13 protein-coding genes are annotated in these 15,720 nt (G+C 68.2%); 8 read left to right on the top strand and 5 right to left on the bottom strand.

The genetic code is table 11. From position 1 onward, the window contains the following. The first annotated feature begins 45 nt into the window (after window positions 1-45). From A5707_RS15320 to A5707_RS15285, 8 genes are all read left to right on the top strand, one after another. Window positions 46-795, top strand: coding sequence for an NUDIX hydrolase (locus A5707_RS15320; RefSeq protein WP_065015313.1), 750 nt, complete (start codon window positions 46-48; stop codon window positions 793-795). A 77-nt stretch (window positions 796-872) separates the two neighbouring features. After that, window positions 873-3,266, top strand: a complete 2,394-nt coding sequence (locus A5707_RS15315; protein WP_065015312.1) for a hypothetical protein — start codon at window positions 873-875, stop codon at window positions 3,264-3,266. Continuing rightward, complete coding sequence (murJ, locus tag A5707_RS15310; RefSeq protein WP_065015311.1) at window positions 3,263-7,030, top strand: murein biosynthesis integral membrane protein MurJ; 3,768 nt, start codon at window positions 3,263-3,265, stop codon at window positions 7,028-7,030. Before A5707_RS15315 ends, murJ begins: the two co-directional genes overlap by 4 nt. Before the next feature lie 52 nt (window positions 7,031-7,082). After that, window positions 7,083-7,652, top strand: a complete 570-nt coding sequence (sigM, locus tag A5707_RS15305; protein WP_065015310.1) for an RNA polymerase sigma factor SigM — start codon at window positions 7,083-7,085, stop codon at window positions 7,650-7,652. Window positions 7,653-7,697: 45 nt separating this feature from the next. After that, complete coding sequence (locus A5707_RS15300) at window positions 7,698-8,432, top strand: hypothetical protein (RefSeq protein WP_065015309.1); 735 nt, start codon at window positions 7,698-7,700, stop codon at window positions 8,430-8,432. Between the two features lie 150 nt (window positions 8,433-8,582). Then, window positions 8,583-9,593 (top strand): thioredoxin-disulfide reductase, encoded by a 1,011-nt coding sequence (gene trxB, locus A5707_RS15295; RefSeq protein WP_065015308.1) that lies wholly within the window; start codon window positions 8,583-8,585, stop codon window positions 9,591-9,593. Next, window positions 9,590-9,937 (top strand): thioredoxin, encoded by a 348-nt coding sequence (trxA, locus tag A5707_RS15290; RefSeq protein ID WP_065015307.1) that lies wholly within the window; start codon window positions 9,590-9,592, stop codon window positions 9,935-9,937. The genes trxB and trxA overlap by 4 nt, the downstream gene beginning before the upstream one ends. 136 nt (window positions 9,938-10,073) lie before the next feature. After that, the gene (locus tag A5707_RS15285; protein WP_065015306.1) at window positions 10,074-11,294 is read left to right on the top strand and encodes an N-acetylmuramoyl-L-alanine amidase; all 1,221 of its coding nucleotides are present in this window, start codon (window positions 10,074-10,076) and stop codon (window positions 11,292-11,294) included. Here A5707_RS15285 and A5707_RS15280 read toward each other — a convergent pair. The 5 genes from A5707_RS15280 to A5707_RS15260 all read right to left on the bottom strand — a co-directional run bounded on the left by A5707_RS15280 (window position 11,281) and on the right by A5707_RS15260 (window position 15,658). Next, the gene (locus tag A5707_RS15280) at window positions 11,281-12,012 is read right to left on the bottom strand and encodes an acetyltransferase (RefSeq protein WP_065015305.1); all 732 of its coding nucleotides are present in this window, start codon (window positions 12,010-12,012) and stop codon (window positions 11,281-11,283) included. The two genes, A5707_RS15285 and A5707_RS15280, sit on opposite strands and share 14 nt — an antisense overlap. Window positions 12,013-12,321: 309 nt before the next feature. Beyond that, window positions 12,322-13,308, bottom strand: coding sequence for a ParB/RepB/Spo0J family partition protein (locus A5707_RS15275; RefSeq protein ID WP_065015304.1), 987 nt, complete (start codon window positions 13,306-13,308; stop codon window positions 12,322-12,324). After that, window positions 13,305-14,318: a ParA family protein gene (locus A5707_RS15270; protein WP_065015303.1), complete on the bottom strand. Its 1,014-nt coding sequence runs from the start codon at window positions 14,316-14,318 to the stop codon at window positions 13,305-13,307. Before A5707_RS15270 ends, A5707_RS15275 begins: the two co-directional genes overlap by 4 nt. Next, complete coding sequence (gene rsmG / locus A5707_RS15265; RefSeq protein WP_065015302.1) at window positions 14,315-15,037, bottom strand: 16S rRNA (guanine(527)-N(7))-methyltransferase RsmG; 723 nt, start codon at window positions 15,035-15,037, stop codon at window positions 14,315-14,317. Before rsmG ends, A5707_RS15270 begins: the two co-directional genes overlap by 4 nt. A gap of 63 nt (window positions 15,038-15,100) precedes the next feature. Continuing rightward, the gene (locus A5707_RS15260; protein WP_065015301.1) at window positions 15,101-15,658 is read right to left on the bottom strand and encodes a protein jag; all 558 of its coding nucleotides are present in this window, start codon (window positions 15,656-15,658) and stop codon (window positions 15,101-15,103) included. Window positions 15,659-15,720: the final 62 nt, after the last annotated feature.

The raw sequence follows: 15,720 nt of genomic DNA, 5'->3' as shown, positions 1-15,720 counted from the left end.
CGAGTGGGGCCGGGCGGCACAGGCGTGCCAGCTACTATCGCTTGGGTGTCGGACGGCGAACATGCCAAACCACGTCGGCGCCGGGGCAGGCGCCGCGGGCGACGCGCTGCCGGTCCGGCCGAAAAGCGCACCGACAACGGTCAGATCAGCGCAGCCAGCCCGGCCTCGGGCGGCGGGCCGGCAAACTCGGGGCGTTCACGCTCGGCCGGTCGCGCACCCGATCGGTTGCGCACCGTCCACGAGACCTCGGCCGGCGGGTTGGTCATCGACGGCATCGACGGGCCGCGCGAAGACCAGATGGCCGCGCTGATCGGTCGAGTCGACCGGCGCGGTCGGATGCTGTGGTCGCTTCCCAAGGGTCACATCGAGCTCGGCGAGACAGCTGAGCAGACCGCGATTCGGGAGGTCGCCGAGGAGACCGGAATTCGCGGCAGCGTGCTGGCCGCGCTGGGCAGCATCGACTACTGGTTCGTCACCGACGGGCGACGCGTACACAAGACCGTGCACCACTATCTGATGCGGTGCTCCGGCGGAGAGCTGTCCGATGAGGACCTCGAGGTGGCCGAGGTGGCCTGGGTGCCGATCCCCGAGTTGCCCGCCCGACTGGCCTACGCCGACGAACGCCGGCTGGCCGAGGTCGCGGACGAACTGATCGACAAGCTGCAAACCGACGGGCCCACCGCGCTGCCGCCGCTGCCGCCCACCTCGCCGCGGCGCCGGCCGCAGACGCACTCCCGCGCCCACCACCGGCAACCCGCGCCCGCCCGGAAGAACGGTCGCGGTCGAGGGCCGTGATCGGGCCCCGCCTATTCCAAGTGGCGACCCGCCGCGCCCGGCTTCGCCGCGCTCGCGATCGCCACGGGCTGTTCCACGTGGCCGCCCTACTGCGCTTCGCCGTAGTGGCCGGCATCTTGGCTGGCCTAGGAGCCGTGCTCACGCTACCGACCGCCGCACCGCGCGCCGTCGCGGGCGAGCCCGGCGCAACACCGTTTGTCCAGATCCGAATCGACCAGGTGACCCCGGACGTGGTCACCACCACCAGCGAACCCGTCGTCACCGTGAGCGGCATCGTGACCAACGTCGGCGACCGGCCGGTGCGGGACGTGATGGTCCGCCTCGAGCGCGCGGATCCGGTGACCTCGTCGGCCGGCCTGCGCACCAACCTCGACGGAAGCACCGACCAGTACCAGCCGGTGGCCGATTTCCTCACGGTGGCCGGCCAACTGCAGCGTGGACAGGGCGCAGGCTTCACGTTGTCTGCCCCCCTGCGCTCGCTGAGCGCAACCTCATTGGCGATCGACAAGCCCGGCGTCTACCCACTTCTGGTCAATGTCAATGGAACACCCGACTACGGTGAACCCGCCCGGCTCGACAACGCCCGATTTTTGCTGCCAGTAGTAGGGGTGCCGGCCGACCCGACGGATAACTCGGCGGACGCGTTGAGCTCCGTCGTCGCGCCTGACACCTCCAAACCGGTGCAAATCACCATGCTGTGGCCACTGGCTGACCGACCACGATTGTCGCCGGGCGTACCCGGCGGTGCGGTTCCGGTGCGGTTGATGGACGACGAGCTGGCGACCGAGCTGGCCACCGGCGGACGGCTGGATATCCTGCTGTCCGCCGCCGAGTTCGCAACCAGCCGCGACGTCGATCCCGACGGCGCGGTCGGCCGTTCGCTGTGCCTGGCCGTCGACCCAGACCTGCTGGTCACTGTCAATGCGATGACCAGTGGCTATGTCGTCGCCGACGCCCCCGACAAAGCCGGCCCGGGCGCCCCCGCGCATCCAGGCACCGGCCAGGCCGCAGCCGCGGGCTGGCTCGACAGGTTACGCGCGTTGGCTCGCCGAACGTGTGTCACCGCGATCCCCTACGCCCAAGCCGATCTCGACGCCCTGCAACGCGTCGGCGATGACAGCCTCAGCGCCATCGCCACCACTACCAGCAGTGACATCGTCGACCAGATCCTGGGAGTCATGTCGGTTCGCGGTGCCACGCTGATCGCCGACGGTCCGCTGACCCGCCGCACCGTAGATTTGCTCAGCGGCGACACCGAGACCGTGGCGGTTGCCGCCGCAGACTTCTCGGCAGCCGACTCGGCTACCGGCGCACCCGCGACCGCAGACACCGCCGCATACCGGGTGTCGGCGCAGGTGGTCACCGCGCCGTTCGACCCGACGGTCGGCGCAGCGCTGGCGGCCGCCGGCACCGACCCGATCGCACCGACCTATCTCGACCCGGCGCTGGCGGTGCGACTCCGGCACGACTCCAGCACCGCCCGCCGCCAAGATGCGCTGGGGTCGATGCTGTGGCGGGGGCTTCGGCCTGACCTCGAACAGCGCACCGAGATTCTGTTGCCGCCGACGACGTGGACCCTGCAATCCGATGACGCGGGCGCAATCCTGACCACGTTGGCCACCGCGGTGCGCTCCGGGCTGGCCGCGCCGCGCCCGCTACCGGCGCTGATCGCCGAGGCTGCGGCCGACACCAGCGCGCCCCGACCGCCAACTGCCGACGCAACTCAGCGCGGCCGGTTCGACGACCAGGTGATCGCCCAGATGTCCCGCGAGATGGGCCGCCTGCGTGATCTGACCTCAGCCCTGACGACCGATGCCCGAACCGGGTTGAGCGGAACTGGCTACACGGCTCCGCTGCGTGAGGACATGCTGCGCGCAGTCAGCCAATCGGAGCGACCGGACACCCGCAACGGACTGGCCCATCACCGGTTGGAGATCGCCGGCAACTCCATCGATGACCTGTTCGGCGCCGTCACGATCGTCAACCCGGGCGGGTCCTACACGCTGGCCACCGAGCACAGCCCGTTGCCGCTGGCACTGCACAACGGTCTGGCAGTCCCTATCCGGGTGCGGCTTCAGGTGGATGCGCCACCGGGAATGACAGTGACCGACCTCGGCGAGATCGAACTCCCGCCGGGGTATCTCCCGCTGCGGGTGCCCATCGAAGTCAACTTCACCCAGCGCGTCGCGATCGACGTGTCGCTACACACCCCCCAAGGCGTGGCGCTGGGTGAACCGGTGCGGCTTTCGGTGCACTCCAACGCCTACGGCAAAGTGCTGTTCGCAATTACGTTGTCTGCCGCGGCGGTGCTGGTGGCGCTGGCGGGTCGACGGCTGTGGCACCGGTTCCGCGGTCAGCCCGACCGTGCCGACTTGGACCGTCCACCCGAGCCGCCCGAACCCGCCGATGCGCGGCTGGCCGCGAAACACGCTGCGGCCAAAGACCTCGTCGACGAAGAGCGCCCGGTATGAGGTCCGGCGGCCGGCGGGTGCCGCCACCGGCACAGCCACCGACGCGGGGGTCCGCGCCTCCCCCACCGGGGCTGCCACCCCCGGCGCAGCCACCGCGGCAACCACGGGCCGAACTCTCCGACGCAGCGCTGGTGTCGCGGTCCTGGGGGATGGCGCTCGCGACGCTGATCAGCCGCGTCACCGGCTTCGCGCGGATCGTGCTACTGGCCGCAATCCTCGGCGCGGCGCTGTCGAGCGCGTTCTCGGTGGCCAACCAGCTGCCCAACCTGGTCGCGGCACTGGTGTTGGAGGCCACCTTTACCGCGATCTTCGTTCCGGTGCTGGCCCGCGCCGAGCAGGACGACGCCGATGGCGGCCGGACGTTCGTCCGCCGCCTGGTCACGTTGGCGACCACGCTGCTGCTGGTCACCACGCTGCTGTCGGTGGCCGCCGCACCGCTGCTAGTGCGGCTGATGCTCGGCCGGGACCCGCAGGTCAACGAAGCGCTCACCACCGCATTCGCTTATCTGCTGTTGCCGCAGGTGATCTTCTACGGCCTCTCGTCGGTGTTCATGGCAATCCTGAACACCCGCAACGTGTTCGGGCCTCCCGCGTGGGCACCCGTCGTCAACAACCTCGTCGCGATCGTCACGTTAGGCGTCTACCTTGCGGTGCCCGGCCAGTTGTCGGTCGACCCGGTACGGATGGGCAACGCCAAGCTGCTGGTTCTGGGCATCGGTACGACGTTGGGGGTCGTCGCGCAGACCGCGGTGCTGCTGGTGGCGATCCGGCGCCAGCGCATCAGCCTGCGTCCGTTGTGGGGAATCGACCAGCGGCTCAAGCGTTTCGGCGCAATGGCCGCCGCGATGGTGTTCTACGTGCTGATCAGCCAGCTCGGTTTGGTGGTCGGCAACCAGATCGCCAGCACCGCAGCGGCTTCCGGCCCGGCGATCTACAACTACACCTGGCTGGTGTTGATGCTGCCGTTCGGCATGATCGGCGTGACGGTGCTGACCGTGGTGATGCCGCGGCTGAGCCGCAACGCGGCCGCCGACAACACCGGGGCGGTGCTGGCCGATTTGTCGCTGGCCACCCGGCTGACGATGATCACGCTGATTCCGGCGGTGGCGTTCATGACGGTCGGCGGCCCGGCCATCGGCAGCGCGCTGTTCGCCTATGGACGTTTCGGCGAAGTCGATGCCGGCTATCTGGGGGCGGCCATCGCATTGTCGGCATTCACGCTGATCCCCTACGCGCTGGTGCTGTTGCAGCTACGGGTTTTCTACGCGCGTGAGCAGCCCTGGACACCCATCGCGGTCATTCTCGTCATCACGACCGTCAAAATCGTGGCTTCGCTGCTCGCGCCGCACCTCACCGCCAACCGCGAGCTGGTCGCAGGCTACCTGGGGCTGGCTAACGGCCTGGGATTTCTGGCCGGCGCGATCGTCGGGTATTTCCTGCTGCGCAACGCCCTGCGCCCGCCCGGCGGGCATCTGATCGGGGCCGGCGAGGCGCGCACAATCCTGGTGACGATCGCAGCGTCGCTGCTGTCCGGATTGGTGGCTCATGCGGCCGATCGGCTGCTTGGGCTGGAAAAGTTGACGGCCTACGGTGGCGGCGCCGGATCGCTGCTCCGGCTGTTCGTAGTCGCGATGATTATGGCCCCGATCATTGCCGTCGTGATGTTGCGCGCGCAGGTGCCCGAGGCGCAGGCCGCGCTCGCCAGGATCCGCGGCTGGCTCGGCGCCGGCGCCAAGACGGGCCGATCCGCGCGACACGATCAGCTGCCCGGCCAGGGCACGGTCCCGTACTCTGAGCAAAGGAATTCGTTCACGACGGGGGGGCATCCGGTTCGGGAACCCATCCGGCGCGGGCCTCCGGAGCGGGTGACCGGAGCGGGCATGCGGAAAGGACCGGAGGTGACCGACGGCCCATCGGACAGCACTGCATCCAAAGCCGGCTCAGAGCCGGACCGGCCGCGGCAGTCCGGATCTGATGGTCCGGCTCCTTCTCGGGCCACTGCGCGGCCCGCATCGTCGCCGTCGGAGTCTGATGGTCCGGCTCCTTCTCGGGCCACTGCGCGGCCCGCATCGTCGCCGTCCGCCGACGACTTCCAGCCGGACATCCCGCCCGATCTTCCCGTCGATACCGTTTCGGCGCCCGTCCCGCCCAAGGACTCCAACGGCGGCTCCTCCACAGATTCGGGCCGTGCGGCCGCCGACCACGCCGCCGATGCAGAACCGGCCGAGTTCGACGCGCCCCGCGACAGAGCGGCCGAACGGCCCGCGGCTCAAGACGAGGTCCACCTGGTGCCGGGCGCCAGCATCAGCGGCGGCCGCTACCGCTTGCTGGTGTTCCACGGCGGCGCACCCGGGCTGCAGTTTTGGCAGGCGCTCGACACCGCGCTGGATCGGCAGGTGGCGCTGACGTTCGTCGACCCCGACGGGGTCCTGCCCGACGGCGAAGTACGCGAAATCCTGTCCCGCACGCTGCGGCTGAGCCGAATCGACAACCCCGGTGTCGCGCGGGTGCTCGACGTTGTCGATTCCGGCAGCGGCGGGCTGGTGGTCGCCGAGTGGATCCGGGGCGGGTCGTTGCAGGAGGTGGCCAACACGTCACCGTCTCCGGTTGGTGCGGCGCGCGCGATGCAAACGCTGGCCAGCGCCGCCGAGGCCGCTCATCATGCCGGGGTCGCGTTATCGGTCGACCACCCCAGCCGAGTGCGGGTCAGCATCGAGGGCGACGTGGTGTTGGCATTTCCGGCGACCATGCCCAAGGCGACTCCGGATGCCGATATCCGCGGAATCGGCGCGGCGCTGTATGCCCTGCTGGTCAACCGGTGGCCGTTGCCGGAGTCCGGAATGCGCAGCGGGCTGCCCCCGGCCGAGCGGGACCGAGCCGGCCAGCCGGTCGAACCCCGCGTGATCAACCGCGACATCCCCTTCCAGATCTCCGCGGCCGCTACCCATTCGCTCCAAGGTGACGGCGGGATACGCAGCGCGGCAACACTTTTGAATCTGCTCCAGCAGGCGACGGCAGTCGCTGACCGTACCGACTTGCTGACTCCGATCGACGAACCGGTCCCCGGAACTGGGCGGCCGGCCCGCGGCCGACCGCCCACGCAGGAAGACCAAGAGGCCCAACTCCGTCGCCGTCGCAACGTGATGATCGGCGTCGGGGCCGGCGTCGCCATCATCGTGGTGGCGCTGCTGGTGCTGGCGTCGGTGCTGGGCCGGATCTTCGGCGATCTCGGCGGTGGCCTGGACAAGGACCAGCTTGGCCTCAACGGGCCGTCGTCGTCCTCGGCCTCGTCGAGCGGTTCTGCAGCGGCCGGCAGCACCGTCAAACCCTCACGGGCGACCGTCTTTTCGCCTGGAGGCGACGCCGACAACCCGAGCCAGGCCGGGCAGGCCATCGACGGCAACCCGTCCACGTCCTGGGCGACCGACATCTATACCGACGCAGTGCCATTCCCCAGCTTCAAGAACGGTGTCGGACTGCTGCTACAGCTACCCAAACCCACCACCGTGGGCACGGTGACCGTCGACCTCACCTCCACGGGCACCAAGGTTCAAATCCGATCGTCGTCGACGGCGACGCCCGCCAAGCTGGAGGACACCACCGCGCTGACCGAACCGGTCTCGCTGCACCCGGGCCACAACAGCATTAAGGTCAATGCGTCGTCGCCGACGTCGAACCTGCTGGTGTGGATCTCCACTCTGGGAACCACTGACGGTAAGAGCGAAGCGGTCATCTCCGAGATCACCGTGCAGGCGGCTTCCTGACCCGGCGAACGGGTGAAGTGCCGCGCATCGGCCGATAAGTTACTGTCCGGCCGTGGGTTTCGGCTACCGGATGCGGCGCGAACGCAGCGACGCCGAACTGCTGGCCGACCACGTCGCCGGTGACCGCCACGCGTTCGAAGAGCTCTTCTCCCGCCACCACCGACAGCTGTATCAGCTTGCCCGGTTCACCAGCCGCAATCCCGAAGACGCCGCCGATGCGTTGCAGGACGCGATGCTTTCCGCTCACCGCGGCGCCGCGGCTTTCCGGCACGACGCCGCGGTCAGCAGCTGGCTGCACCGCATCGTGGTCAACGCATGCCTGGACCGACTGCGGCGCAACAAGTCGCATCCCACCGCGCCCCTCGAGGACGTCTACCCGGTGGCTGATCGCACCGGGCAGGTGGAGACCGCCATCGCGGTGCGGCGCGCGCTGATGAGACTGCCCGTCGAGCAGCGGGCAGCGGTGGTCGCCGTCGACATGCACGGCTACTCCGTCGCCGACACCGCCAAGCTGCTGGGGGTGGCAACCGGCACCGTCAAAAGCCGATGCGCCCGTGGTCGGGCCCGCCTTGCCGCGTCGCTTGGCTATCTGGATCCGGCCGCCGACCGCTCGGCAGGCTGACCCGACCCGTGGCCGTTGACCGGCACATGGCGGACACTAAGGCCGATGAGCGACGACGATGCTGCGATCGAGCTGCCGCTGACGACGGAACTACTAGCCGACCTGCAGGCAGGCTTGCTCGACGCCGACACCGCTGCGCGGGTGCGCGACCGCCTTCGGACGGATCCAGCGGCCGGGCGCACATTGGATGCGTTGAACCGGGTGCGCCACGACGTCGCGACGCTGGGTGCCGGCACGTCCGCCCACGAGGAAGTTCCGCCCGCTGTTGTGGCCGGCATCGGCGCCGCACTGCGCCGCGCCGGCCTCCCCGACCGCCCTGCCCACGCCGCCAGGCCGGGCGCTCGTCCGGCGCGAGTGGTCGCCGCCGTCGCCGGCTTGGCAGCCGCGGCCACCGCGGTCGGGCTCGGGACCGCTGCTCTGATCGCCGCGCCGGCACCCGCCCCGACCAGCCCGACCACCGCCCAACACATCACCGTGTCGCGGCCCCCGGCGATGATCCCCTTGTCCGACGCCCAGATCCTCGCCCTGCTGGACGCGGCGCCGGACTACGGTCCACTGGTCGATCCCGGACGACGCGCCACCTGCCTAAGTGGTCTGGGCTATCCGGCATCGGCAGCGGTCCTGGGCGCTCAGCCGATCCAGATAACCGGGCATCCCGGCGTGCTTCTGGTACTAGCGGGCGACACCCCCGACACGGTGCGGGCGCTGGCGGTGGCTCCGAGCTGTAACTCAGCGAACACCGGGCTGCTGGCCGACCGGGTTGTCCCACGGCCTCGGTAGGATGCGTGGCGACCCGTCCCCCGCAAGCGGGAGGTACCCCCGGCACCCCCATTCGCCGCGCTGGCGATCGCCACGAATGCGCTGGGAACATCACCGCCTACCCTGGCGTTCGAGTGTCTGAACCCGGCTTGACGTCCTTGAAAGGCTCCCATGACTGAGACCACCCCTCTTCACGACGTGATCATCATCGGCTCGGGGCCGGCCGGATACACCGCCGCGCTGTACACCGCACGCGCACAGCTGGCGCCGCTGGTGTTCGAAGGCACCTCGTTCGGCGGCGCGTTGATGACGACGACCGAGGTGGAGAACTATCCGGGATTTCGTGACGGGATCACCGGTCCGGAGCTGATGGACCAGATGCGCGAGCAGGCGCTGCGATTTGGCGCCGATTTGCGGATGGAAGACGTCGAAGCGGTGTCGCTGGACGGTCCGGTCAAATCCGTCGTCACCGCCGATGGGGAGACCCACCAGGCGCGCGCCGTCATCCTGGCAATGGGTGCGGCCGCCCGCTACCTGCATGTGCCCGGCGAGCAAGAGCTGTTGGGCCGCGGTGTGAGCTCCTGTGCGACGTGCGACGGGTTCTTCTTCCGCGACCAGGACATTGCCGTCATCGGCGGCGGCGACTCGGCGATGGAAGAAGCCACGTTCTTGACCCGGTTCGCCCGCAGCGTCACGATCGTGCACCGCCGCGACGAGTTCCGCGCCTCCAAGATCATGCTCAACCGGGCCCGCAGCAACGACAAGATCCGCTTCCTGACCAACAGCGTGGTGGTCGCCGTCGAGGGAGACACCACCGTGACCGGGCTGCGGCTGCGCGACACCGCCACCGGCGCGGAATCCAACCTGGCGGTGACCGGGGTTTTCGTCGCGATCGGCCACGACCCGCGCTCCGAGTTGGTGCGCGGTGCCGTCGACCTCGACCCCGACGGCTACGTGCTGGTGCGGGGCAACACCACCCACACCTCGCTCGACGGTGTGTTCGCGGCCGGCGACCTGGTGGACCGCACCTACCGCCAGGCCGTGACCGCCGCCGGCACCGGCTGCTCCGCGGCGATCGACGCCGAACGCTGGCTGGCCGACCACGACGATCCCGACCAGCCCGAACAGACCAAGGCCACCGGAGCCGCCGGCAGCAGCGAGATGATTGGAGCACCCCGATGACCCCGAACACCGGCACCCCCGTGGAGGTATCGGACGCCACGTTCGCAACGGACGTGCTATCCAGCAATAGCCCTGTGCTGGTTGACTTTTGGGCTACCTGGTGCGGTCCGTGCCGGATGGTTGCGCCGGTGCTCGAGGAGATCGCGGCGGAAAAGGCGGGACAGCTCACCGTCGCCAAACTCGACGTGGACGCCAACCCCGAAACCGCGCGCGACTTCCAAGTGGTCTCGATCCCGACGCTGATCTTGTTTCAGGGCGGTCAGCCGGTCAAAAGGATCGTCGGCGCCAAGGGCAAAGCGGCACTATTACGTGAAATTTCCGACGTGGTGCCTGACTCCCAGTAACGAAAGTCCGGTTCGCCACACCTGATAACGGTTTGCCTGGTGTTTTCTCGAATTCGGTGAGGGTCTGCGACAATACCGCCAAGCCTGTCGAGCCCTGGCAGGGATATTCACACTGGCTTACCGGAGGCCCCCTGGAATGTCGACTCCGCACCGCGGTGCCGGCGACGCGCTGCGCTGTGGTGACCGCAGCGCAGCGGTCACCGAGATCCGGGCTGCGCTGGCCGCGCTGGGCCATCTACACAGTCCCGATGAGGACATCACCACCGGCCAACACATCGCCCTCGACCTGTTCGACGAGGAGCTCGATCAGGCAGTCCGGGCATTCCAGCAGCACCGCGGCCTATTGGTGGACGGCGCCGTCGGCGAGGCTACCTACCGCGCGCTGAAAGAAGCGTCCTATCGGCTCGGCGCCCGCACGCTGCATCACCAATTCGGCGCACCGATGTACGGTGACGACGTCGCCACGCTGCAATCTCGGTTGCAGGACCTTGGCTTCTACACCGGCTTGGTCGACGGCTACTTCGGGCTGCAGACACACAACGCTTTGATGTCATACCAACGCGAGTACGGACTGTACGCCGACGGCATCTGCGGCCCAGAAACGTTGCGTTCCTTGTACTTTCTCTCCGCGCGAGTTAGCGGCGGATCGCCGCACGCCATCCGCGAGGAAGAGCTGGTGCGTAGCTCTGGCCCGAAGCTGTCGGGCAAGCGGATCATCATCGACCCGGGGCGTGGCGGTGCTGACCACGGGCTGCTCGCGCACGACGCTGCGGGGCCGATCAGTGAAGCGGATGTCCTGTGGGACTTGGCAAGTCGGCTCGAAGGCCGGATGACGGCCATCGGCATGGAGACATTTCTGTCGCGGCCACCCAACCGCAGCCCGTCGGACGCCGAACGCGCCGCCACCGCCAACGCCGTCGGCGCCGACCTGATGATCAGCCTGCGCTGCGCCACCCAGACCAGCCCCTCGGCTAACGGCGTGGCTTCTTTCCACTTCGGTAATTCGCACGGCTCGGTATCCACGATCGGTCGCAACCTCGCCGACTTCATTCAGCGAGAAGTGGTGGCGCGTACCGGTTTACGTGACTGTCGCACCCACGGGCGCACTTGGGACCTGCTGCGGCTGACCAGGATGCCGACGGTTCAGGTCGACGTCGGCTACATCACCAACCCGCATGATCGCGGCATGCTGGTCACGACGCAGACCCGAGATGCGATCGCCGAAGGGGTTCTCGCCGCGGTCAAGCGGTTGTATCTGCTAGGCAAAAACGACCGGCCCACCGGCACTTTCACTTTCGCCGAGCTGCTTGCTCACGAGTTGTCGGTGGAACAGGCCAGCAGGCTCAGCGGCTCGTAATCGAGGAGCCGGCTGCCACCGGCTGCTGCAGCTGGGCATTCTCGAGTAGCCGTTCGAGGGCCGCTTCAACCTCCGCCTTCCAGCCCAGGCCCTTGTCCAGCTCGAGTCGCAGCCGCGGAAAGTAGCGGTGCGGTGCCACCACAACGAAACCCGCATCACGCAGAAAGTCGGCGCCGATCACACAGTGGTCGACCGAACAATCGCCCAGCGCCTCCAGCACCGGCCGCAGATCAGGGTCGGCAGCCTGCGAGGTGAGCAGCTCCGCGACCTCAGAGGTGCGGCCGAAGGCCTCCAGCGCCCGGACTCCGCGGCGCATCAACTCGTCGACCACTCGCGCAATGAGGCTGTAGGGCAAGTCGTCGGCATTGCGCCCCGGCTCGACACCCATCGACGTGAGCAACACTGCGTCAGCCGACACCGGGGCCGTGGGAAAGCGGCGCGCCCTGGGCACCGCCCGCGGCGGCGCATAAAGTACGTAGCCCATGCACGGCGGTTCGCTCGGGCCAGACTCCGACGGAATCGCCATCGCGACCTGGCCGCACGAGCCCCACTCCAGCATCACCATCGACAGCCAGGCTTCCTTCTCGAATTCCGGGTCGGCGAGATGCTCTTCTTTGCCCAGAGTCGCCGGGTCCACCTCCCAGAAGACGCACCGACGCGCATGCTTGGGAAGCTGCTCGAACGCCTCGAGCTGCAGCGGCGTGATTCGAGCTGACACTAGACTCCTGGACCTTGGTGCGGCGCCGCCATGGTGATCGGGCTTCCTCGCGATCGGGTAGTACCCCGCCCCCTCGCAGGCGAGAGTACCCCGAGCAGGCCCGCATCGTCGCGGAGCTGACAGACGCAATTGACGTACCCAGGATAAGAGAATCGGCCCCCGCCGGGCGGGTATCGACACGGATACGCCGTAGCAGCCGGCATGCGAATGAAAGATGCTGGCGCACAGCATGATTGGCTCGATCGCCGCGCTGATCTGCGGCCCCGGTCACGGCAATGTCACAGTGACGTAACTACTGCGGGTGGTGATTCACGGATTCGACGAATTCATCAGGTCCACAATCCGCTGCAGATCGTCCACCGACCCGAACTCGACGACGATCTTGCCCTTGCGTTTGCCGAGGCTGACCGTGACCCGCGTGTCGAAGGCACTCGACAGCCGCTCAGCAACATCTTGAAGTCCCGGCATCTGAATTGGCTTGCGCCGCGGCGGTGTCGGCTTGCCGGCGTCACCGCGATTGGCCAGGGTGACCGCTTCCTCCGTGGCGCGCACCGACAGACCCTCGGCGACGATCCGGGCGGCAAGTTCTTCTTGAGCGTCCGACCCGCCCTCCAGCGACAGCAGCGCCCGGGCGTGGCCTGCTGACAGCACGCCGGCTGCAACGCGTCGCTGGACGGCGATGGGCAAACGCAGCAGCCGGATCATGTTGGTGATCAGCGGACGGGATCGTCCGATCCGGGCGGCGAGTTCGTCGTGGGTGACACCGAACTCGTCGAGCAGCTGCTGGTAGGCGGCCGCCTCTTCCAGCGGGTTCAGCTGCACGCGGTGGATGTTCTCCAACAACGCATCGCGCAATAGATTGTCGTCGCCGGTCTCCCGCACGATCGCCGGGATGGCCGTCATTCCGGCTTCCTGGGCGGCGCGCCACCGCCGCTCCCCCATCACCAGCTGATAGCGCGGGCCATCCGTCGTCGCGTCCAGCGCCCGGACCACGATCGGCTGCATGAGACCGAACTCGCGGATCGAGTGCACCAGTTCGGCGAGCGCCTCGTCGTCGAAAACCTGCCGGGGTTGGCGCGGATTCGGCTCGATGAGCGCCGGGTCGATCTCTCGGTACACCGCGCCCATGCCGGCCGGCGCCGCGCCGGTCGGGCCGCCGAGCACCACATCGGCAGCTGCCGCACCCATCCGTGGTCCCAGGTCGGTCGTCCCGGTTTCGCCTTCCGATGGCCCGGTCGGGATCAGCGAGGCCAGACCGCGGCCCAGGCCGCCTTTCCGTCGTGACGGCTGAGTCATGTGTGCCGCTCCTCATCACTTCGTTCTGCATCGTCGCCGGCGGCTCGTGCTTGTCCCTTCGCGGATGGTGGTCGGTCGCGCTCGGCGAGTTCACGGCTGGCGTCGAGATAGCTCATGGCCCCCCGCGAACCGGGATCGTAATCGATGATGGTCATGCTGTAGCCGGGCGCTTCGGACACCTTGACGCTGCGCGGGATCACCGTCCGCAAGACCTTGCTGCCGAAGTACCGCCGTACTTCGTCGGCGACCTGATCGGCAAGCTTGGTCCGACCGTCGTACATGGTGAGGACGACGGTGGTCACCTCCAGGCGTGGGTTCAGATGCGCCTTCACCATCTCGATGTTGTTCATCAACTGCGACACTCCCTCCAGGGCGTAGTACTCGCACTGGATCGGTATCAACACCTCGGGAGCGGCGACGAGCGCATTGATGGTCAGCAGCCCCAGCGACGGCGGGCAATCGATAAAGACGTAGTCGAAGTCGGTGTTATCCAACTCGGCCAACGCGGTCCGCAATCTGTTCTCCCGGGCCACCATGCTGACCAACTCGATTTCGGCGCCGGCCAAGTCGATAGTGGCCGGTACGCAGTACAGCCTCTCGCTGTGGGGGCTTCGCCGCAGCGCGTCACGCAGCGGGATTTCGCCGAGCAGCACCTCGTAGGACGACGGGGTGCCGGAGTGGCGCTCGGCGATCCCCAGCGCCGTGCTAGCGTTGCCTTGCGGATCGAGGTCGATGACAAGCGTTTTGAGGCCTTGGATGGCCAGGGCCGCCGCGAGGTTGACCGCTGTCGTGGTCTTCCCGACCCCGCCCTTCTGATTGGCGATGGTGAACAGTCGGCGGTTGGCGGGCCGCTGCAATCGCGGATGCGTGGTGTGCAGAACCTGCATGGCTCGCTCTGCGGCAGCCCCGATCGGGGTGTCGAATTCCGACGACGTTTCACGTGAAACATTCGACGCTGCCGCCCGGGTGGCTCCGGAGTCGCGCGCAGCCGGTCCGCGTGGCGCGGTCATAACGCCTCCCTCTTGTCCCGGTTGGACCGGTGCGACGGCGGGCGCGGCCGATGCCTCGACGGCGTCGGCGTTCCGCGCTGCGCCACCACCACGGTTGCGGGCGGAGTCAAGTAGTTCACGCCACATTTCACCACCCTCACATTCGCGGCGCCTAACCCGCTCATCACACGCCGGTGCCGCGAGACTTCTTCGTCGGCCCGCTCTCCTTTGATGGCCAACATCCGGCCGCCCGGGCGCACCAGCCGCAGGCTCCACCGAGTCAGCTTGTCCAACGCCGCGACGGCTCGGGACACTGCGGCGTCGCTGCCGCCGACGCGATCGCGCACCGCCGCCTCCTCCGCCCGCCCGCGCACCACTTCGACATCGAGTCCGAGTTCGGCCACAACCGCTTGCAGAAAATCAACCCGGCGTTGCAGCGATTCGACCAACACCACCTGCAGGTCGGGTCGGGCGATCGCGAGCGGGAGTCCTGGTAGGCCAGCGCCGCTGCCGATGTCGACGAGTCGTTCCCCGGGTTCTAGCAGCTCCGCGACCGCCGCGCTGTTGAGAAGGTGGCGCTCCCAGAGCCGGTCGACCTCGTGCGGCCCGACCATCCCCCATTCGATGCCGGCTCCCGCCAGCAGTTCGGCATAGCGCTGAGCGACGGCGAGCCGAGGACCGAAAATTGTCGCGGCGGCCGGCGGCGGCGCGGCCACGTCGACATGTTTCACGTGAAACATTCCTCCGGTTCTGGGGCCTGGGCCGCGCCGCGAACTACACGCCTGTAACTTTCCCGGGCGTCGTCACTCGGGCAGGACGACGACCCGTCGCGACGGTTCGATGCCCTCGCTTTCGCTGCGAACGCCGCGGACTGCCGCTACCGCGTCGTGGACGATCTTTCGTTCGAACGGCGTCATCGGTGCGAGCTCTTCTCGCTCCCCGCTCTCGAGCACGCGTCGAGCGACCTTATCGCCGAGCGCCGCCAACTCGTCGCGACGCCGCCGGCGCCAGCTGGCGACGTCGAGCATGAGGCGGCTGCGCACACCGGTCTTTTGGTGCACCGCCAGCCGCGTCAGCTCCTGTAGCGCGTCGAGGACTTCGCCCTTGCGGCCCACCAGTTTGTTCAGGTCGTCGCTGCCGTCGATGCTGACCACGGCCCGGCTGCCCTCGACATCGAGGTCGATGTCGCCGTCGAAGTCCAACAAGTCCAGCAACTCTTCGAGATAGTCGCCCGCGATTTCGCCCTCGGCAACCAGCCTCTCCTCCAGATCCGCGTCCGCTTCGGCCCCACTTTCCGCGGTCGTATCGTCCTGCACCAGTTCTTCGTTGGCTTCGCGTTCGGTTGTGTCGGCGTCGGTCATGCCTGCCTCTTTCTCTTCCAGTCCGCCAGGGGCTGCTTCTTCACCCGGCTAGTTCACAAGTC

The sequence above is a fragment of the Mycobacterium kyorinense genome, from assembly GCF_001672775.1.
GTDB classification, from domain to species: domain Bacteria; phylum Actinomycetota; class Actinomycetes; order Mycobacteriales; family Mycobacteriaceae; genus Mycobacterium; species Mycobacterium kyorinense_A.
Note: the sequence above shows the minus strand (reverse complement) of the source record. Positions and strands in the feature narration are given on the sequence as shown.

Coding starts and splice junctions, on each gene's coding strand:
- murJ (WP_065015311.1), top strand. CDS start 3,263: ATGAGGTCCGGCGGCCGGCGGGTGCCGCCACCGGCACAGCCACCGACG.
- A5707_RS15300 (WP_065015309.1), top strand. CDS start 7,698: ATGAGCGACGACGATGCTGCGATCGAGCTGCCGCTGACGACGGAACTA.
- trxB (WP_065015308.1), top strand. CDS start 8,583: ATGACTGAGACCACCCCTCTTCACGACGTGATCATCATCGGCTCGGGG.
- trxA (WP_065015307.1), top strand. CDS start 9,590: ATGACCCCGAACACCGGCACCCCCGTGGAGGTATCGGACGCCACGTTC.
- A5707_RS15285 (WP_065015306.1), top strand. CDS start 10,074: ATGTCGACTCCGCACCGCGGTGCCGGCGACGCGCTGCGCTGTGGTGAC.
- A5707_RS15275 (WP_065015304.1), bottom strand. CDS start 13,308: ATGACTCAGCCGTCACGACGGAAAGGCGGCCTGGGCCGCGGTCTGGCC.
- A5707_RS15270 (WP_065015303.1), bottom strand. CDS start 14,318: ATGACCGCGCCACGCGGACCGGCTGCGCGCGACTCCGGAGCCACCCGG.
- rsmG (WP_065015302.1), bottom strand. CDS start 15,037: ATGTTTCACGTGAAACATGTCGACGTGGCCGCGCCGCCGCCGGCCGCC.
- A5707_RS15260 (WP_065015301.1), bottom strand. CDS start 15,658: ATGACCGACGCCGACACAACCGAACGCGAAGCCAACGAAGAACTGGTG.